Source organism: Macrococcus sp. 19Msa1099 (assembly GCA_019357535.2).
GTDB classification, from domain to species: domain Bacteria; phylum Bacillota; class Bacilli; order Staphylococcales; family Staphylococcaceae; genus Macrococcoides; species Macrococcoides psychrotolerans.
Map to the genome: position 1 here is coordinate 1687474 of CP079955.1, position 19905 is coordinate 1707378.

A 19905-nucleotide genomic window follows, 5' to 3' on the forward strand; every position below is an offset into this window, starting at 1 on the left:
ATACGAGACAGTATCTCGTATTTCATTATATTATAAACCCGTTAATGCTTCATTATATTGCATTTCAGTTATTACATTCTGCTCTAACATTTTATTTAACGTGAACTCTGTTCTGGATTTGAGCGCTGCATCATTGTGGTAATCATCGATCTGATAAATAGACGGTGCATTAATTGCACTTGCAAGCAGCGCACTTTGCAGAACGGTTACTGGTGGATAGTACGCATTACTCACATGTGTACTCCTATTAAAATAATAATTTGCAGCATCTTCAGCTGAGTACAGATTATCACCAAAGTAAATCGTATTTAAATAATAACTTAATATCTGATCCTTTGAATAATTGTTCTCAATGCGTTTAGCTACTACCACTTCTTTAATCTTTCTGGAAATCGATTTCTCATTGTTAAAGAAATAGGTCTTCGCCAACTGCTGTGTAATCGTACTGCCACCTTGAGATGCTTCACCATTTTTCAATGAGACAACTATTGCACGCGTCGTACCTAACCAGTCTACGCCAGTATGTTTGTAAAATCTTTTGTCTTCTAATGCGACAAATGCACCCGTTAAATGTTTTGGCATATTATTTGCCGCAACGAACGTCTGTTTTTGTTCAATTGATTGCAGATCATCAATATTAACACGATAGCCCTGAAATATATTAAAGCCAATATAAAATGTTAATAATAAAAACGGAATAAATAAAATGGATAAACATCCACAACCTTTTCTTTTCATGCAGTCACCTCTTAGTCAATATCATATCATCACGCATATTGAATAGGAATTATTATTGATAAATAGAGGTTAAAATCAATCTTAAGACCGAGAAAGGATATCTCCTGAGTGTTAATCTTCGATTAAAAACTGTAAAATAGGTCTGATAATCGTAACAAAAAAGGCATCTCTAACGAGATACCTTTTAATAATGCCATTATTTAAGTAAATTTAATGATTCTCTATTGAAGTCCTCTAAATCATCAGGTGTACGAGATGTTACGATATTAGAATCCACAACTACTGATTCATCTACAACTGTAGCCCCTGCATTTTCGAGGTCTTTACGCACTGATAAGAAACTTGTTAATTTCTTACCTTTTAATAAATCTGTATCGATTAATAATTGCGGTCCATGACAGATAGCAAATACAGGTTTTTCAGCTTGAACGAAATGTTTCGTAAATTCACCGAAACGACCTTGCTCATCTCCACGTAACATATCAGGTGAGAAGCCACCAGGGATAAGTAACGCATCGAAGTCTTCAGGTTTTACATCGCTGATTGCTTTGTCGACTTGAACTTCTGTATCTTCAGATTTACCTTTTACAATACCTGTTTCCTTACCGATTACAGTAATTTCATGTCCTTCGTTCTTAAGGGCCTCAACCGGGCTCGTATATTCTACGTCTTCAAATAAATTATCTAGTACTACTGCGATTTTCTTACTCATAAGATAAACTCCTCCTAAAATCGTTATAGTATTGTTTACCCCACTTTGAAATGATAAAACATCCACATTGAATTATTACGAATGTATTTATTATTTCCCTAGTTTTCTTTTACGTGTAAGCTTCACTACCGCTTCCACTTGCGCTGTTTGGGGGAACATATCTACTGGCTGAATATACTCCACCTGAAATGCTTTCGTTAAATGCGCTAAGTCTTTCGCCAATGTCGAAGGATTACAGCTCGTATAGACGAATGTCTTCGGTTTGATTTCATTGATTAATTTAATCGTTTCTTCAGATAATCCTGTTCTTGGTGGATCCACTGTTATTACATCTGGATAGAAGCCTTCTTCAATCCATTCATTTAATTTCTCTGATGCATCGCCAACTTCAAACTTACAGTTATCTGCACCATTTAATGTAGCATTATATATTGCATTCACGATACCATCTTCATTCGTATCCATACCGCGTACTTCACCTGCATTATCCGCTAGCCATATACCAATCGTACCTGTTCCACAGAATGCGTCTACTACATGCTCCTTACCTGTAAGTGCTGCTGCATCGCGTACTTCATTATAAAGTACAACAGTCTGTCTCGGATTAAGCTGGAAGAAGCTTTCCGCTGATAAGTCATAAATATGATCTTGTAGTTGTTCACGAATTGTTTCCTCACCCGCGATAACGATTGTTTCATCACCCATAACAATAGATGTTTTCTCCGTGTTAATGTTTAATGCAACACTTTTCACGCCAGCTAGACGCATCACACGTTCTGCTAATAGATCTTGTTTTTTTAGGTGTCTTGTATTTGTGACGAACACAACTTGAATTTCACCTGTTGCAAGTGCCACACGGGTAACGATATGGCGCACACCTTTTTCGCGCATCGGATTCTTACAAGCATCGATATTAAGCTCGCTCATAATCTTCTTCACTTCATTCGTCGTATGCATTGTACGGTTATCCTGCACGATACATTCATGCAGATCAATTAACGTATTAGAATGCTCTTTATATAACCCCGCACGCACTTTACGTCCGGTCTTTTCTACAGGGAATTGATTTTTGTTTCTATACGTATAAGGATTATGCATACCTTTAACATCTTTAATTTTGTCGAGCTTCACGTGCGGTGCATATTTTGTCAGCGCATCTTCAACAATTTGTTTCTTATACTTTAACTGTCCACGATAAGAAAGATGCTGTAGTTGACACCCTCCACATAAATCGAATACATTACATTTCGGTTTTACACGTTCATTTGATTTTTCACGAATCTTAACCATCTTTGCCTGCAAGTATTTCGGGTTAATATCTGTTACTTGTGCGACGATGACTTCTCCAGGCAATGCCCCTTTTACAAAAGTAATCTTGCGTTTAAAATAACCAATACCTTCTCCGTTGATACCGAGTCTCTTAATTGTTAAAGGAAACTGCTGACCGACTTTTACTTGTATATCTGTCATATATAATCTCCTTAATGTTTAATTGATTTTACTTTCTGTTCTAACTGATCAAGCAACGCTAACCATTCATCAATATCATGGATGTCTGTTGTTTCAGGATTTACCGAATCAATCGTCTCCATAAAATCATTTAATTTTACTTTAATTTCTTCTAAAGAATCTTTAGTCATAATGTGCTCCTTTTTATTCTATGAATGTATTCATTATGTAACAGATTTCTTAAACTTTCAATGTATTTATTGACAACACTCCTTACACGTTCATAATAGTAAACGGACAATAAATGGAAAGAAGGCAAATTATGATCGCTTTAAAAGATAAAATTTCAATTCACAACGATCCATGGGAAGCATACAAGGAAGTGGAGAAATTTGGTGAGACGAAGTTATCTAATATAGAATTTACGACGACAACACTATGTAATATGCGTTGTGCACATTGTGCTGTCGGTTATACATTGCAACTCAAGGATCCAGATACAATTGATATGACGACGATACTTAAACGTTTAGATGAAGTAGAACACTTATCAACATTAAGCATCACAGGCGGAGAACCGATGTTCTCTAAAAAATCGATTAAAGAAACGGTAACGCCTATACTTGAATATGCTAAGTCACGTGGTATCTATACACAGATGAACTCAAACTTAACGATAAACTACGACCGTTATGAACCACTAATAGATTTAATAGATGTGATGCATATTTCTCATAACTGGGGAACGATCGATGAATTTGCGGAAGTCGGTTTTCACGTGATGGATAAGAAACCACCACTTAAAGCACGCTATAAATTATATGAACAAATTGTAGAGAACGCACGACGCTTATCTGAGGCAGGAATGTTTGTCTCAGCAGAAACAATGCTCAATAAAAGCACGTTACCTCACCTAGAGAAGATTCATAAGGAAATCGTCAACGATATGAAATGTGCGCGTCACGAAGTACATCCGATGTATCCATCAGACTTTGCAAGTGATTTGAATGTGCTAACAATAGAAGAAACGAAAACTGCAATCAGACAATTACTATCATTCAGAGATGAGGATACATGGATGTTATTTGGTACGTTACCGATATTACCATGTTCTATGAATGCAGATGACTTATCATTTTTAGATGAGGTCCATAGTGCAAAGAACGTTACAGTTCGTAATGATCCAGATGGACGTTCACGACTGAATGTCAATGTATTTACTGGAGATGTGATCGTTACAGACTTTGGAGATGAAACAGGCACAATCGAGAATATTATTGATACACCACTCCAGGATGTATACGATAAGTGGAAGCAGAGTGCTCTCAATCAGACGATTAACTGTCACTGCCCGAAAGTGAAATGTCTCGGTCCGAATCTACTCGTGAAGAACATGTATTATCCAGATGTCGACTTTAAAGTAAACGAAAAACGCATGAATAATAAATAAAAAATATCACGCGAGGCTATAACTGCCTTACGTGATTTTTTGTTGAGCTTGTTTTGATGAGTGTCCATTTGGCGGACACTCGTGATGTTATTTCTGCGCGAGTGTCACTTTTTTGGACACTCAGCCTTATTTTTATGCGCGAGTGTCACTTTTTTGGACGCTCAGCCTTATTTTTATGCGCGAGTGTCACTTTTTTGGACACCCAGCCTTATTTTTATACGCGAGTGTCACTTTTTTGGACACTCAGCCTTATTTTTATACGCGAGTGCCACTTTTTTAGACACTCACTCCATACTATATCGTCAAATTATTCGAGAAAAACTGATGCAGATCCTTACTCTTACTTCGACGTTCTTTACGTACTTTTGCACGTTCTTTCCCGGTTTCATTCAGCCATACCTGGTCTTCAGTCTCAGCTATAACTTCTGGCACCATAACCGGCTGATTATGCTCATCCAATGCAACAAACGTTAAGAAACTGATCGCCGCCAGATGCTTTCTTTGTTCCAATATATTTTCAGCAACTATTTTCACACAAACTTCTAATGAAGATGTCCCGGTATAGGTCACAAGTGCAACCATTGACACAATTTCTCCAGGTCTTATCGGCTGCAGAAAATCTACAGAATCTGTACTTGCAGTGACGACGGATCTTCCACAATGTCTCGTTGCTGCAATGCTCGCCACGTCATCAATCATCGCCATCAGCTTTCCACCAAACAATGTATTATGATGATTCGTATCCGATGGGAAGATCTGCTGTGTTTTCACAGTTCTTGATGCACTCATTGATTTTTTTGATCGTTCGCTCATATTTATTCCCCAATCATATATAGTTGACAATATTATATCAAAAAAAAAGAAAGAGGATGCGGATTCTTAATCCGTATCCTCTCAATTATTATTAGTGAACGTTATCAGCAAAGACTTTCTTTTCTAACGCTTCTTCTGGTGTGTCGATGATATCTGCTTCTTTAGAATCAAAAGCTTTAATTAAAAACATCATTAGTACGCCACCAAATACAAAGATTGCGAAGATAAACGCAATAAGTACAAACCACATCATAGCTACTGACATGTCCATCCTCCTCTTAACCCATTAGTAATCCTATTCTATCATTTAATTCTCTAAATTAAAATGCCCAATTTCCATTTAAGAAAATCTCTTCTTCGTTTCCTTCAGATGTTACACCATAAATGTTCATTTGTGCTGAGCCAATCATAAAGTCTTCGTGTGTAATCGAGTTGTTCAGTCCTGCAGCTTCAAGTCCTTCATCATCCAGCTCCTTACCACCTTCAAGACAGAATGGGTATGCTGAACCTAATGCTAAATGACATGATGCGTTCTCATCAAACAATGTGTTATAGTATAAGATCTTAGAATTAGAGATTGGTGAATCATGTGGTACCAGCGCGACTTCTCCTAAATACTTCGCGGCGTCATCTGTATTTAGCAGTCCTTCTAGTATATCTTGACCCGTTTGCGCTTCAAAGTCGACTACTTGCCCATCCTTAAACGTTAATTTAAAGTTATCGATAATATTTCCGCCGTAACTCAGTGGCAAAGTGCTAGAAACATAGCCATTTACTCTATCTTTATGCGGTACAGTAAATACTTCTTCTGTTGGCATATTCGCCATGAACTCTATACCGTCTTTATTAATACTTGATGCACCACACCAAATATGACCTTCTGGCAATCCAATTTCAAGGTCTGTCCCTGGTGCTTTATAGCGCAGTGCTACATACTTCTTATTGTTTAAATAATCAGCTTTGCTATGAAGATTATGATTATGCGTAGCCCATGCAGCTTCTGGATCCTCGCTATTCATACGTACGCTATCTAAAATTGCATCTAATAACTTTTCAAATGCTGCTGTTTCATCAAGTTCTGGGAATACAAGCTTCGCCCATGCAATTGATGGATAGGCCGCAACAGTCCAGCTGAACTGATCTGATTGCATCATCTTCATATAATCTTTAAAAGCAGTACCGTATGCTTTCATATTCGCTGAGACTTTCTTAGGATCGGCATCCTTTAAGTTTTCTGGACTTGATGAAATAAGTGCAAGCTGAGCTGCATAGTCATTCGCATAATCCATACGCTCATCCACTAAATATTGTGGTACGCTTTCGAAACTTTCCTGTTTACGATACTTGAAGTTTAACTGCGCCAGCTTATCGTCACTATAATTCACTTTAACATCGCTGGCACCCGCTTCATAAGCCGCTTCAACAACAAGATGAACGAAATCTTGCGCGTCCACCGTCGCGCGAATATAAACGCGTTGCTCAGGTTGAACGTTCATACCTACCTTGACGAGTAATGCTGCATACTGCTTTAATTGTTCTTCTTTATACATTGTAATCCCCCTTATTTACGTAAACTTCCTAGTGCATCTGTGAGCGCAGACATTTCGCTCGGTGAAAATGTATCACGTTTCTTTACCATCTCATAAATCTCTGTCAGCTCATCCACCTTGTTATCATCTATAGATTCTGGCTTGATCACTCCGATATTTACGAGCTTTAATTTCTTAACAATTTCATCGATCATTTCTGCTTTATTCATAGGACACCTCTTCAATTTTTTTATTCTCTAAACATTTTATCAAACTATTCTTAACTTTAAAATTAATTATTTTCAAAAACTTACTCTTAATTGTTTATTCTATCTACATTTTGGCTATATAATAATTAATAAGTGCAGATAGCACATTTCTTATATTTGAGAGGAGATTATATTATGAACAACAAATTAGTCCCAGCAGTCATCGCCGGTGCAGTCATCGGTGCTGCAGTATCAATGGCTGATAGAAAGACACGTAACTCTGTTAAAACCTCAGTTTCAAAATCGAAACAAAACGGTATCACTTCACAAGGTTCTACAAAAAACAAAGTATCAAATTTAAAAGATGAATTATTATACTGGAAAGAAACAATCGATGAAATCCGTCGTAACAATCCAGAACTAGAACGCGCAATATTAGATGCTAAAGATACTTTCATCGAAAAGAAAAATCAAAAGAAAATCTCAGGACCAAACGGTTAACTTAATATACTTAGAGGTGAAATTATGTCAAAGGACAATAAGAGTACCTCTAAATTTCTGACTCAGGCTGCAAAAGGTCCTGAGTCTCATAATTTAGAGGTAGAAAACAAAGATAAACTATCTAATAAAAATGAGCAGTATGTAAGCAATCAAAGGTTTAAATCAAAGCAAGCTAAGAAAGATGACGAAACATTATACGTTTCTAAGATTAACAAACCGGCAAAGTATAAACATAACGGTAATTTTTTTAACAAGTTACTATTTAGAATCGGTAAAGACGATGCTGCAGGATTATCTGCGCAGCTCGCATATTACTTCTTACTGTCTTTATTCCCAATGCTGATTTTCCTATTGACATTAGTCCCATTGTTTAAAGTGTCCCCTGAAACAATCACGAATATGATTGCAAAGAATGCCCCTGGAGATGCAGCGAATATGATTACCGATGTAATCTCTGATGTGATGAACAACGCAAACGGTGGATTACTATCATTCGGTTTAATCGCAGCACTTTGGTCAGCATCTAACGGCATGACAGCACTAATGAATGCATTTAATGTATCTTATGAAGTTGAAGATGCCCGTAATCCTATCGTATCAAAGTTACTTAGTGTGTTATTTACAGTGGTGATGGTGCTTGTATTTGGTGTTGCATTAGCATTACCTGTATTCGGTGAACAAATTGGCAATTATTTATTTGGTCAGTTCGGGCTAGAATCACAATTTAAATGGATCTTCTCGCTTGTTAAAGTCGCACTTCCACTGATTATTACGTTTATAGTATTTACGACATTATATGCGATTGCCCCGAATATTAAACTTCAATTTAAATCTGTTATACCAGGTGCTTTGTTTGCAACGATTGTCTGGATTGGTGCAAGCTTCCTATTTGGATACTATGTAAGTAACTTTGGTAACTACTCTAAGACTTACGGTAGTATCGGAGGAATCATCGTCTTAATGTTATGGTTATATTTAACAGGTTTTATCATTATTATTGGTTCACAGATTAATGCTATAATTCATGAAAAGAAACTAAGTTCTAATCAATAATAGTGAAAGAGGGATAACGTTGACTTTATTATCAAACATGCTTGAATTTAATAAAAAGTTTGTAGAAAACAAAGACTACACACAATATGAAACGTCTAAAGTGCCAGACATGAAGGCTGTACTATTAACATGTATGGATACAAGGTTACAAGAATTATCAACGAAAGCACTTGGGCTTAAAAACGGCGATGTGAAAACCGTTAAGAATGCTGGAGCTACAATTACACACCCTTATGGTTCTACGATGCGTAGCTTACTTGTTGGCATTTATGCATTAGGAGCTGAAGAAATTATTATTATGGGTCATAAAGATTGTGGGATGGGTGGTCTTGATGTTGATAAAGTTAAATCAACCATGATTAATCGCGGTATCAAACAAGAAGTGATGGATACGATTATTCACTCTGGTATCGACGTAGACCATTTCTTAAGCGGCTTTAATGATGTGAACGAGAACGTACGTGAAAACGTTAAAATGGTTTATAATCATCCATTATTCGATCGTTCAGTACCGGTACACGGGCTCGTCATCGAACCGCTTACAGGTGAAGTAGAGTTACTGATTAATGGTTATGATAATGTACAATGAAAAGAGTGAAATGCGGATGTCCGCATTTCACTCTTTTTCATTCTATTAAATCATGTTGAAATGCATAGATGACTGCTTGTGTTCTATCCTGTACTTCAAGTTTACTCAGTATATTGCTCACATGTGTCTTCACCGTTTTAATCGTAATATGGCTTGCATCTGCAATTTCCTGGTTAGAATATCCTTTTGCAATCAGTAATAATATCTCTTTCTCGCGTTCTGTCAACATATCATGTAGTTCTGCCTTCTGGTTCATACGTGCGCGCATTTTCATCATTACTTCTTTTTCAAATACAGACTCACCTTGATATGTTTTAATAATCGCATCTCTTATTTCTTCAGCGCTGCTCGTCTTTAATATGTAACTGTCCACACCCGCATCTAGCGCTCGATACACTTCTTTATCTTCTATAAAGCTCGTAAGCATTACAACCTTCACCTTTGGCATTTGACATTTAATTTTTGCTGTCGCCTCAATCCCGTCCATCTCATTCATTACCATATCCATAAGTACAACGTCCGGTTTAAGATTTAACGTCTTCTCTATCCCTTCTTTACCGTTTGATGCTTCTCCAACAATTTCAATGCCTTCTTGCATCGATAAATAACTTGATATTCCGATTCTGACCATCTCATGATCGTCTACAAATATTACGCGCATGTTATGCCTCCTCTAATGGCACTTTCACTTCAATACGAGTGCCTGACTGTGGTGCAGATATAATTTGAAATGTGCCGCCAATTTCGAGCGCTCGTTCTTTCATCGTATTAAGTCCGTATCTTGAATCGTCAACACGCTCAATATCGAACCCTTTGCCATCGTCGCTTAACCTGAGTATTACTTTATTCCCCGTTTTGAATAGTTCGATAACAATCTGCGTCGCCTCAGCGTGCCTTAATGTATTAGAAATGGATTCCTGAGCAATCCTAAACAGATGATCTTCCACACCTTTTTCGAGCTGTATGTCTTCGATATCTGATGTGATATGTAGTGGTATCTTCTGTTTTAATTCTTTTAGTAGTTGCTGAATGCCTTCTTCGAGCGTTCTGTTCCTCAGTCCGATTGGTCGTAAGTGTAGCAACAACGCACGCATTTCAAGCTGTGTTTCTCGTAACATTTTATCCAGTAATTCGAGCTGCGATTTCACTTTCTCTTCATGCGTGCCTGCTTTTAGGGCAGATAACATCATAGATGCGGCGAACAGTTGCTGACTCACAGAATCGTGTAACTCTCGTGCGAGCCTCTGCCGTTCTTCTTCAACGATTTGTTTCACTGTCTCTTCGTTTATCTTATGTACATCGTTAGTAACAAGCTGATTCTGTCGTTTAATATTAGCCATCGATAGGCTTACTTCATTAATTGCATGCAGTACGTCAATGACTTCCACATTCTGATTAATTGCGGTATTAATTTGAATCCCGTCTTCAATTTGTTCAATTTCATTTTTAATACGCATAAGTTGTTCGTTCTGGCGATATGCAACGATGGAGCCCATAATAATACATGCAAGTATAACCGTTACATTTAAAAATAAAAAGGCGGGTACACCGACAATTTGTGTATATAGCATTCCTTGAAAGTATATGATGTTGACGAATATTCGGTCTAGAATAAAGAACACAACCGCTAAACTATAGACAAGTATGAGCATCGTTCCGATCATCTTCGTATAATTATTCATCGGTACTGCACCTCGAGATCTCCTACAATTGACGATACGAATAGTTTAATTTCAATGCCATTTGGGTACTTCTCAGTTTCGTATACTACACGTTCGTTACGCGCTTTTTTCACATAATGCTCTTTAAAGTTGAGCTGTCCGTATAGCGTTGTGTAATCCACCTTCACTTGATAACGATGTGGTACTGTAATCGTCGTCTTTCCGATTGCGTTGCGAATCACAATGATATTCGACTGTTTTAAGTTAGCAGCTTGTGTAAGATCGATGTCCATATCTCCGACAAAATGCTGTAAGTTCATATCTTCAAACTTGTATACTTTATCAGGTGTCGATTGAAAGCTTAGTAGTGACTGCTTATGAATCGACATACTGTCATCCTTCGTCTGGATAACTTCCATCGGTTGTTTCTTATAGATGATATAACGGATTGCTACAATAACGATAAACAGAAAGATTACAATTAAAGTATATGGATTGGATAACATGCCGAATAACAGCATAATAACGCCAATCCAAAGTATGATGAGCCCCCTTAGATTCTCTTTCATCATCGTGCTAAAGTATATCATGAGCAAACCTGCTACGATAACAAGCAGCATCCCGATTTTTACGAAGAAGATATAATAAATATTTGAAAGCAGTATTAATGTGAAGAATGCGATTAACATTTCAGAATTTACAATTTGCTTCAAAGCGTCACATCCTTATGGTTTTACGTTCGATAACAATAATATTTCATACTGTATATTTTGCTTTTCAATCTCTAAATTTGCAAGCAATTGTTCAATTTCATCAATATCATGATCAAGGTCGTTAATTCTCTGAACTAGTGGCGTGCGATTGTGTAATAGCTTATTAGAAACAGCGGACTCAAGCGCGTCAAGTTCCTCTTGTACATGTATTTTCTCACACGATAACTTAACAACTTCACTCAGCTTCATACTTTTAAGTAAGTTAATATCTGAAATCTTCTTATAGCTCGCGGCAATTTGTATGTAAAAGGTATTTTCTATACATCGTTTGACAGTTCTATTGAGATGCATTTTAATCTTTCGCATAGTACTTCCTCCTACGGTTAGTACTCTAATTATAAAAAAGTTCCAAAGCCATAAAAAGCGGCTCTGGAACGATTCTTTTCTCAGACTTTAGGACTAGTCTTCTAATTTAGTTAAAAACAATGGGCCTTCAGCTGTAACGACAATTGTATGTTCGATTTGTGCGACAAAACTTTTATCTTTCGTCTCAAACGCCCATTCATCCTTACCGTCTGTCACGATTGTCGCTTTAGAAGAAATGAACGGCTCAACCGCTAGTACCATTCCTTCTTTAAGTAGTACTTTATCCATTGGATCATAGTAATTCATAATGTGCTGTGGTTCTTCGTGCAAGCTCTTACCAATGCCATGACCTGTTAAGTTTTTAATCACTGTTACACCATTCTTACGTGCAGTGGCATTCACCGCACGACCTATATTACTTAACTTCGCTCCTGGTTTAATCTTCTTCATCGCCTCATTAAATGCCATCTCTGCAACATCAATCACCTTTTGTTTCATTGGCTCTGAAGATTCACCAACTACGAATGAAATACCTGTGTCCGCATAATAACCATCTTTACATCCTGAAACATCGACGTTCACAAGATCTCCTTCGTTAATAATACGTGTCCCTGGTATGCCGTGTGCTACTTCTTCATTCACACTGATACAAGTATATCCCGGGAAGTCATATTCAGTAATCGGAGCACTCTTCGCATCATGCTTTTCAAATAATTCCTTTGCGATATTATCAAGTTCTTTCGTTGTCATACCAGGCTTTGCGGCCGCTTTCAATGTTTCACGGATTTCCGCACAGATCTTACCTATTGCTTGTAAGCCTTCTAAGTCTTGCTTTGATTTTACGATCATAATAATCTCTTCTTTCAGTTTAATTTAAGGATATGTATTGATTATAATGTATAAATTCAATATCATATATTCATCACTGTTTATTATAACAGACTCAAACTATTACACAATTGGAATGATTACAATGAAAATTAACTGGTTCAAGAAATTAATCGGCGCAAGAACAATCAAGACAGGACTTGCGACATTTTTGACTGCATCAATATGTCAATTATTAAATTTACCTGCGATCTTTGCAGTTATTACATCTATCGTTTCCATTGAACCGACTGCCCGCGCTTCATTGAAAAAGGCATTCGTCAGATTTCCTGCATCAATACTCGGAGCATTCATCGCAGTTACAAGTACATATTTCTTAGGCGATTCACCTTTAAGCTATAGTATCGCTGCAACCGCAACCATATTCGTATGCTATAAACTGAAACTCTATGACGGTCTCCTTGTAGCAAGTCTTACGGCTGTAGCGATGGTACCAAACATTCATCAGGACTTTGCGTTTAATTTCTTCTCCAGGCTTGCTACAACGACAATCGGTCTAACGACAGCGGGTATCGTTAACTTCTTTGTGATGCCACCGAAATATCATATACAAATCGCTCAACTCCTCGATGCATTGGAGTCCAAGCTAATGAAGATGCTATCTTTACGTGCAACTGAAATTAATTCTGGATTGTCTGATCTAAGTAGTGCTACCCCACTTGTAGAAGAATCAAATAAACTGATTAATAAAATCGATACGTTGCTGCAATATCAAAAAGAAGAACTTCAATTTCATGAAGATAAAGCGATTAAATATGAAATTACACAGTTGAAACATCGTCTTGATGTTAATAGACTCATTCAGCTTCATGTGAATCAAATGATTTTATTACCGGATGGGACATATTTTACGTTAACTGTTCAGGAAAAAGAAGCGCTGAATCATTTAGTTAATGCGTTCAAACAGTTTGGAGAGAATCGTACGTACACACCAGACAGAAAAGCACTCAGTCTGCTTAAGATGAGCGTGAAGCATTTGACAGAGTTTGATGATAATCAAATGCGCAGCCATTACATCTATGAAATATTGATGATTAACAGATTACTGATGGATCATCCAAATAGAGTGAAATAAAAACACGGAACGTCTCGTTGTAGACGTTCCGTATTTTTATTGGGAGAATATTATATGAATGGCCGAGGATTGGCCACTCACGGATACTTTTATATGTGGGTGTCACTCTTTGGGACACTCGGCATTATTTTTATGTGCGGGTGTCACTCTTTGGGACACTCGGCATTATTTTTATGTGCGGGTGTCACTCTTTGGGACACTCGGCATTATTTTTATGTGCGGGTGTCACTTTTTCGGACACTCGGCATTATCTTCATGTGCGGGTGTCACTTTTTCGGACACTCGGCATTATCTTCATGTGCGGGTGTCACTTTTTCGGACACTCACGCATACTCGCACACGCACCAAATCTAAAGTCTTTCAAATAATACATTATTCTCAAGGTGTACATGCTGGAATGTCTCTCGTTCAAGCATGGCTAATCGTTGATAAACAACTCTGTACGTACCACATGCATCCAATGGCGGTGTAAAGTCATTCGTAATTTCACGTAGTCGTTTAAGCATACCCCCTGCACCGTCATGTTCACTTTCAAGCTCATCAATATGTGGTTTTAGCTGAGCGCGCAACTCTTCTGTGGGATTGTCACTGTATTCGATAATTAATGGGAATACAGTATCATCTTCGTCTTTCGTATGTTCAATGAGTTCATCTCTTAACTTCATCACTAAAGTCTTCATTTCAATTAAATGTGGATGACGCTCCCCATGTACTTTCGCCACTTTCGTAATGTACGGCATTAAGTTTCTGAACTCTTCTTCGAGCGGTTTATGATATTTATTCTGGATATAGTTAATCAAACTTCTGTTATCTAAATATTGTACATCTAATCCTAATCCGTCACTTGATTCGTTGTCTAATTGGTTAATTTCTTCAAGTAATGTTTCAATCGGCGCGCTCTTTTCATGTATTGCTTCACTCAGCGAAATATCACCTCCGCAACAAAAGTCAATTCGATTTTTTCTGAATATGTCCGCAGCTTTAGGTAATTGTTTAACGATATCTGATACTTTCATATTTGCTGTAATCATGATCATCACTCCGGTTTATTATTTAATACACCTTTATTATACACCCTTAAGATATATTTAAAATACATCTTTAAGATTCTTCTTTAATTTGTCACAAAAATCACTTCGTTAGTGATATTTCAATTTAAATAAATAACACGATGCAGAAAATAATAATTTCCACATCGTGCGTGTATTAGTAGCATCTCACTACTACTTAATCTCAGTTATTTTTCTTCGAGTAACCTTCTTACAATGACTTGCTTCGCTGCTTCTTCACGTGTATTATCCAGCTTGATTTCAGGGAACTGCATATTTTTACGTTCACATGCTGTGCGCAATAAATAATCAGTAATTTCGTGGTTCTTCGGTAATATTGGTCCGTGCAGATACGTCCCTAATAGATTCTTATAATGGAGACCCTCTTCTTTATCTTCATCGTTGTTTCCAAATCCACTGACGACATGTCCTAGTGTTCCATAATTATGATATGTTCTGCCGCCATGATTCTCAAATCCTACAATCTGTCCGAATGTTTCAGACTCAATAACAATATCGCCTACTAAACGTTCTGGTTTAGATTCTGTATAGAAATCTAATATATTCAGTCCACGTAATTCCTGGCCGTCTGGTGTGATATACTTCTCACCAAGGAACTGATATCCCCCACATATCGTAAGTGCGGGCATACCATCTTCTATCGCTGCTTTAAAGTCATCTTTCACACGGAATAGATCATCCGTTGCAATTTTCTGTTCGCGGTCACTTCCGCCACCAATAAATAGTAGATCTGCATCGCTGATCTTAATTCCTGCTGTCGTATTAATATCCGTGACATTTACATCAATGCCATGCCACGCTGCACGTTTTTTAAGTGCAATAATATTTCCGATATCGCCATATAAATTGAGTTTATCCGGCATAAAATGAAATATTTCTATCGCTTTACTCATTATTTATGCCCTCCTTCAAAGTATGCTGTAAGTGTCTGATGCATCGGTTCTAAAGAGGTATAGTTCGGAATACATACTGTATACTCCGGTCGTTCAAGTATTGTCTTTGTTGCGCGTCTAATATCTTGATCGACTTCAATCTGTGCATCCACTTCTGCATATTTCAGTCTTAATGCAATTTCTTCAGCACGGTTTCCTGTACACATAATATAAGGAATGTCCTGACGCGCAAGCTTCTCGAAATCCGCATCCCAGATCCATGATATATCTCTGCCATCTGCACCATTGTCATTTAAGCTGATAATGTAACTTTTAGCGCCTTCTATCTTCTCACCTACAGAAAGGCTGGCATTAAGTCCTGCCGGATTCTTCGCTAGATTGATAATTGCAGATTTACTCCCTGTATTAAAGCGCTGCATACGACCATTGTCAGATTGATATGTGCTAAATCCTTTATCAATCGACTCATCATTTAATCCTAGTTCACGCAGCACACTGTATGCTGCAATAATATTGAATACATTAAAGTCTCCGGCAATCTGCATATTAAATGTATAGCCGTTAATGACAGGATTTAAAAATGGATTCTCATTCAATGATTCTACTTCATATTTCGGTTGTTCACGTTTAAAACCACATGAACAATGATAGTGTCCGATCTGGTTGTAATGAATCCAGTCGTATATCAGCATCTTTCCACAGTTCGGGCAGTACTTACTTTCGATCATAGAACTTTCTTCAAATGTATGGGCATGACTCTTCATGCCATAATATACAACGTCGTCACTTGCAATCTTTAACCGTGATACAAATGGATCATCTGCATTGAGTATCAGTTCAATGCCTTTACCTTTAATATTGTCAGCAATACGATCTACTAATATATCAATCTCACCGAAACGATCCATCTGATCGCGGAAGAAGTTTGTGAACACCATCTTCGTCGGCGTCATTTCATTTAAGACGCGTGGAATAGAACCTTCATCAATTTCTATTATTGCTAACTTCGTATCTTTAGAAGACTGTACGATAAAGCTCGACGTGATACCTGCTGCCATATTGGCACCTTCTGTATTATGTATAATGCGTATACCATTCGTCTTTAGCGTATGCCCAATCAGATTACTCGTCGTCGTCTTACCATTCGTACCTGAAATGAACACAACTTCGTCAACTTGTGCACTTAATTTTCTTAATATATCTGAGTCAATTTTACGTGCGACTTGACCAGGTAAATCCGTACCACGCTTCCCCGCCATGATACTTAATTTCCTTGCGACTTTCGCAACATTTATAGCAACAAATTTTTTCATACGTACCTCCTTATTCAACACTTTATTATATCATCATACAAATTATTCGCATATCAATTTACATTTGTATTTATAATTATTAATGTTATACCATATTATTATATTTACCATTTAAACTATATTATAATAACTGTAACAACTAAAGGAGGTCATACTATGTTATCTCAAACATTAACAGATGCTTTAAACAAACAGATGAACGAAGAATTCCAGGCTGCACATGCTTATATGGCAATGGCTGCATACTGTGCTAAAGAAAGTTATGATGGATTTGCCAACTTCTATGAACAACAAGCTGAAGAAGAGCGTTTCCATGGAACTAAGATTTATAACTATTTAAACGACCGTGATCAGCATGCCATCTTCTCAGAAATCAAAGCACCAAAGAATGACTTTGCTACAATTCTTGATACCTTTGAGGCAGGGCTTGTACAAGAGCAGCAAGTGACAAAGAATTTCTATAACCTAGCTGAGCTCGCAAAAAATGATAATGAGTATGCAACAATTTCATTCTTAAACTGGTTCTTAGATGAGCAAGTTGAAGAAGAAGCGATGTTCAAGAAGCATATTGACTATATTCGTCGTATTAAAGATGATGCAAATGCACTTTATCTATATGAGAAGGAACTTGGTAAACGAGAATTTCAGGCTGAATAATATAGCGACCAGTAAACAACGAAATGCACCCCAAACGTTAGATTTTAGATCTGACTTTTGGGGTGCATTTCAAGCTTATTAAGCCTGCTGCTTATTCTTGTTATTCATCCTTAATTTCAGCGGAGCGAGCATTATGATGATAATCAATAAATAGTTCATGTTGCCGAGTATCGGATATACTTTGTTCACAAGTTTCGTAAATCCTACGAAACTTAATCCGAAACCTGTAAGTGTTGCTAATATATAGAACACTCTAAACTTCACTGTACCTACTGTCGTAAAACGTGCTGAGAAAGCATAGAACATACTAAGAGCCGTGTTAAAGATCATCGTAAACACGATAACCGACATTGCAATACCAAGTATTGGTGAGATTTCATTTACAATACCGAGCATCGGTAACGGTAAGTCTTTAACAGTTTCGATTTTAGAGAATATTGCAAGATGACTAAGTATAATCAGTAAACCTAATACAAGTCCTCCGACTAACCCTCCAAGTGCAGCGGCACGTTTATTGCCTTCAGAACCCCCGATAACAATTGCCATTGCAGCACCCAGTCCTATGTTCATCGATACGTAGTTCACACCTGCAATAATCCAATGTGGGAATGGTGAAGTTACCGTATTTGAAATGTAATCTAGTTCTGCATAGGGTGTGTCTAATGTCACGATACAATAAATCGAAATAATAACAATCATAATAACTAGAAATGGTGTAATGTTACCGATAACCTTTACGATATGGTCAATTTTAAGCATTCCAGCGATAATTACGACTAATGCCATTAATGCTGTTCCATAAGCTGTCGGTATGCCAAATTGCTGTTCTAAGTTAGAACCAGCACCGGCAAGCATCACAACACCGAAACTAAATAACGTAATAATCAGTACAACATCTATTATCCAAGCTAACACTTTTCCGATTCCAGGATAATCTGTCAATCTTTGAATCACAATTTGATGGTCATCTGCTTCTGTCTTGCTACCTGCCCAGACGAGAATCATCCCGATGTACGCGAATAATATGGTTGATACAATCGCACCGAATATCCCCATTGCTCCAAAGCTTGTAAAGTACTGCAGTATCTCTTGCCCTGATGCAAATCCAGCGCCTACAATAACACCAACAAAGGCACTACTGATTAAAAAAATCTTCTTCATAATATCCTCCCAGTTTATTCACAAGTCAAATGATTACAGATTCCAGCAGAAATCATGTAATATTACTTTCATATCCATTAATCTATTCCCTTTTATTATAAAGATAACTCTTTATTCTCTGAATAAATAAAATATAAGTTCAAAGGAGTATACATGAATTCTTTTATTGCATTAGATTTCGAGACTGCAAACCATAATGCTGCATCAATTTGTAGTGTTGGTATGGTAAAAGTTATAGATAATATGATGACAGAAACTTTCTATACGCTCGTAAATCCCGAAACAAACTTTAATACTTCAAATATAAACGTCCATAATATAAAACCTGAAGATGTTGCTACATCACCTACATTTGAAACCGTCTATCCTCACATGCTGTCATTCATCGGAGACTTACCAGTCGTGTGTCACTTTGCACAGTTTGATATGAAAGTCCTCCATGCATCGATCAAACGTTATCACTTTGAAATGCCGACGCTACCCTACTTCTGTTCTTGCATTATGGCGAGAGATACGATTACAAACCACAGCTACAGCTTAAAAAATATGATGGCCTATTATAACCTGAATTTCCACGGTCATCATCACGCATTAAACGATGCAAAAGCATGTGCCATGATTACAGTGCGATTGTTGAAGAATTATGAGTCACTCAATCAATATTTAACTTATAAGCGACGCAAGAAATACATTAGCAACGTGTCGCTTACGTCAAAGCGTGCACAAATGTCACGTTATCAGACAGATTTAAATCATATCACGCCTGATACATCTAAAGTAAATAAAGATCATCTCTTCTATAGCAAGCGCATCGCAATAACAGGTACACTGCACAAGAAACGTAAAGACATCGTACAGTATATCGTGAATAACGGCGGTATATATACAGAAGAAATAGATACAATAGATATCTTTATTATGGGTAAATCTAAGCAAGGGGTTTCAAAAAAAGAGGGCATCGTACGTAATAAAATTGCGCTCGGTAAAGAAATTATGCTCATCGATGATGATAAACTGAAAAGCTTAATTGCCTTTTATGACATATAAAAAGTAGCATTCATGTTC

At 37.2% G+C, this 19905-nt stretch carries 24 protein-coding genes; 7 read left to right on the forward strand and 17 right to left on the reverse strand.

All coding sequences use genetic code 11. From position 1 onward, the window contains the following. Nucleotides 1-30: 30 nt before the first annotated feature. From KYI10_08960 to KYI10_08975, 4 genes are all read right to left on the reverse strand, one after another. Entirely contained in the window at nucleotides 31-738 is a 708-nt protein-coding gene (locus KYI10_08960) for a glycosyltransferase (GenBank protein ID QYA32470.1), read from the reverse strand. Nucleotides 739-934: 196 nt separating this feature from the next. After that, nucleotides 935-1450, reverse strand: coding sequence for a type 1 glutamine amidotransferase domain-containing protein (locus KYI10_08965; protein ID QYA32471.1), 516 nt, complete (start codon nucleotides 1448-1450; stop codon nucleotides 935-937). Between the two features lie 90 nt (nucleotides 1451-1540). Then, complete coding sequence (rlmD, locus tag KYI10_08970; protein QYA32472.1) at nucleotides 1541-2920, reverse strand: 23S rRNA (uracil(1939)-C(5))-methyltransferase RlmD; 1380 nt, start codon at nucleotides 2918-2920, stop codon at nucleotides 1541-1543. A gap of 11 nt (nucleotides 2921-2931) precedes the next feature. Next, nucleotides 2932-3093, reverse strand: coding sequence for an SE1561 family protein (locus KYI10_08975; GenBank protein QYA32473.2), 162 nt, complete (start codon nucleotides 3091-3093; stop codon nucleotides 2932-2934). A gap of 128 nt (nucleotides 3094-3221) precedes the next feature. On the opposite strand from KYI10_08975, the gene yfkAB reads away from it, so the two are divergent. Further along, on the forward strand, nucleotides 3222-4349 hold the full coding sequence (gene yfkAB, locus KYI10_08980; GenBank protein ID QYA32474.1) for a radical SAM/CxCxxxxC motif protein YfkAB: 1128 nt from the start codon (nucleotides 3222-3224) through the stop codon (nucleotides 4347-4349). Between the two features lie 294 nt (nucleotides 4350-4643). On the opposite strand, the gene KYI10_08985 is transcribed toward yfkAB, so the two are convergent. From KYI10_08985 to KYI10_09000, 4 genes are all read right to left on the reverse strand, one after another. Continuing rightward, nucleotides 4644-5162: an acyl-CoA thioesterase gene (locus KYI10_08985; protein QYA32475.1), complete on the reverse strand. Its 519-nt coding sequence runs from the start codon at nucleotides 5160-5162 to the stop codon at nucleotides 4644-4646. A gap of 91 nt (nucleotides 5163-5253) precedes the next feature. Further along, nucleotides 5254-5427 carry a hypothetical protein gene (locus KYI10_08990; protein QYA32476.1) on the reverse strand — a complete coding sequence of 58 codons (174 nt, stop codon included), beginning with the start codon at nucleotides 5425-5427 and terminating at the stop codon, nucleotides 5254-5256. Nucleotides 5428-5482: 55 nt separating this feature from the next. Further along, nucleotides 5483-6712 carry an aminopeptidase gene (locus KYI10_08995; GenBank protein ID QYA32477.1) on the reverse strand — a complete coding sequence of 410 codons (1230 nt, stop codon included), beginning with the start codon at nucleotides 6710-6712 and terminating at the stop codon, nucleotides 5483-5485. 11 nt (nucleotides 6713-6723) lie between these two features. Beyond that, nucleotides 6724-6921 (reverse strand): DUF1128 domain-containing protein, encoded by a 198-nt coding sequence (locus KYI10_09000; GenBank protein QYA32478.1) that lies wholly within the window; start codon nucleotides 6919-6921, stop codon nucleotides 6724-6726. 174 nt (nucleotides 6922-7095) lie between these two features. Here KYI10_09000 and KYI10_09005 point away from each other — a divergent pair, with 174 nt between their 5' ends. The 3 genes from KYI10_09005 to KYI10_09015 are packed head-to-tail and all read left to right on the forward strand — an operon-like array spanning nucleotide 7096 to nucleotide 9043. Beyond that, nucleotides 7096-7401: a YtxH domain-containing protein gene (locus tag KYI10_09005; protein ID QYA32479.1), complete on the forward strand. Its 306-nt coding sequence runs from the start codon at nucleotides 7096-7098 to the stop codon at nucleotides 7399-7401. A 24-nt stretch (nucleotides 7402-7425) separates the two neighbouring features. Next, nucleotides 7426-8454, forward strand: a complete 1029-nt coding sequence (locus tag KYI10_09010; GenBank protein QYA32480.1) for a YihY/virulence factor BrkB family protein — start codon at nucleotides 7426-7428, stop codon at nucleotides 8452-8454. 19 nt (nucleotides 8455-8473) lie between these two features. Further along, complete coding sequence (locus tag KYI10_09015) at nucleotides 8474-9043, forward strand: carbonic anhydrase (protein ID QYA32481.1); 570 nt, start codon at nucleotides 8474-8476, stop codon at nucleotides 9041-9043. Between the two features lie 37 nt (nucleotides 9044-9080). On the opposite strand, the gene KYI10_09020 is transcribed toward KYI10_09015, so the two are convergent. The 5 genes from KYI10_09020 to map form a co-directional block, all read right to left on the reverse strand. Then, complete coding sequence (locus KYI10_09020; protein QYA32482.1) at nucleotides 9081-9704, reverse strand: response regulator transcription factor; 624 nt, start codon at nucleotides 9702-9704, stop codon at nucleotides 9081-9083. Between the two features lies 1 nt (nucleotide 9705). Beyond that, nucleotides 9706-10725, reverse strand: coding sequence for a sensor histidine kinase (locus tag KYI10_09025; protein QYA32483.1), 1020 nt, complete (start codon nucleotides 10723-10725; stop codon nucleotides 9706-9708). Then, nucleotides 10722-11417: a cell wall-active antibiotics response protein LiaF gene (gene liaF / locus KYI10_09030; protein ID QYA32484.1), complete on the reverse strand. Its 696-nt coding sequence runs from the start codon at nucleotides 11415-11417 to the stop codon at nucleotides 10722-10724. Before liaF ends, KYI10_09025 begins: the two co-directional genes overlap by 4 nt. Before the next feature lie 12 nt (nucleotides 11418-11429). Continuing rightward, complete coding sequence (locus tag KYI10_09035) at nucleotides 11430-11783, reverse strand: hypothetical protein (GenBank protein QYA32485.1); 354 nt, start codon at nucleotides 11781-11783, stop codon at nucleotides 11430-11432. A gap of 93 nt (nucleotides 11784-11876) precedes the next feature. Beyond that, nucleotides 11877-12632 carry a type I methionyl aminopeptidase gene (map, locus tag KYI10_09040; GenBank protein QYA32486.1) on the reverse strand — a complete coding sequence of 252 codons (756 nt, stop codon included), beginning with the start codon at nucleotides 12630-12632 and terminating at the stop codon, nucleotides 11877-11879. A 115-nt stretch (nucleotides 12633-12747) separates the two neighbouring features. Here map and KYI10_09045 point away from each other — a divergent pair, with 115 nt between their 5' ends. Then, nucleotides 12748-13746 carry an aromatic acid exporter family protein gene (locus KYI10_09045; protein ID QYA33950.2) on the forward strand — a complete coding sequence of 333 codons (999 nt, stop codon included), beginning with the start codon at nucleotides 12748-12750 and terminating at the stop codon, nucleotides 13744-13746. Nucleotides 13747-14096: 350 nt separating this feature from the next. Here KYI10_09045 and scdA read toward each other — a convergent pair whose 3' ends face one another. From scdA to KYI10_09060, 3 genes are all read right to left on the reverse strand, one after another. Continuing rightward, nucleotides 14097-14777, reverse strand: a complete 681-nt coding sequence (gene scdA, locus KYI10_09050) for an iron-sulfur cluster repair di-iron protein ScdA (GenBank protein QYA32487.1) — start codon at nucleotides 14775-14777, stop codon at nucleotides 14097-14099. A 206-nt stretch (nucleotides 14778-14983) separates the two neighbouring features. After that, complete coding sequence (locus KYI10_09055) at nucleotides 14984-15709, reverse strand: glutamine amidotransferase (protein QYA32488.1); 726 nt, start codon at nucleotides 15707-15709, stop codon at nucleotides 14984-14986. Further along, a complete protein-coding gene (locus tag KYI10_09060; GenBank protein QYA32489.1) occupies nucleotides 15709-17022 on the reverse strand; it encodes a Mur ligase family protein in 1314 nt (437 codons plus the stop codon). Before KYI10_09060 ends, KYI10_09055 begins: the two co-directional genes overlap by 1 nt. A gap of 156 nt (nucleotides 17023-17178) precedes the next feature. Between KYI10_09060 and KYI10_09065 the strand changes: the two genes are divergently transcribed. Next, nucleotides 17179-17679 carry a ferritin-like domain-containing protein gene (locus KYI10_09065; protein ID QYA32490.1) on the forward strand — a complete coding sequence of 167 codons (501 nt, stop codon included), beginning with the start codon at nucleotides 17179-17181 and terminating at the stop codon, nucleotides 17677-17679. Nucleotides 17680-17757: 78 nt separating this feature from the next. Here the strand turns inward: KYI10_09065 and KYI10_09070 are convergent, their stop codons facing one another. Beyond that, complete coding sequence (locus KYI10_09070) at nucleotides 17758-18840, reverse strand: hypothetical protein (protein ID QYA32491.1); 1083 nt, start codon at nucleotides 18838-18840, stop codon at nucleotides 17758-17760. A 153-nt stretch (nucleotides 18841-18993) separates the two neighbouring features. On the opposite strand from KYI10_09070, the gene KYI10_09075 reads away from it, so the two are divergent. Beyond that, a complete protein-coding gene (locus tag KYI10_09075; protein QYA32492.1) occupies nucleotides 18994-19887 on the forward strand; it encodes an exonuclease domain-containing protein in 894 nt (297 codons plus the stop codon). Nucleotides 19888-19905 lie beyond the last annotated feature (18 nt).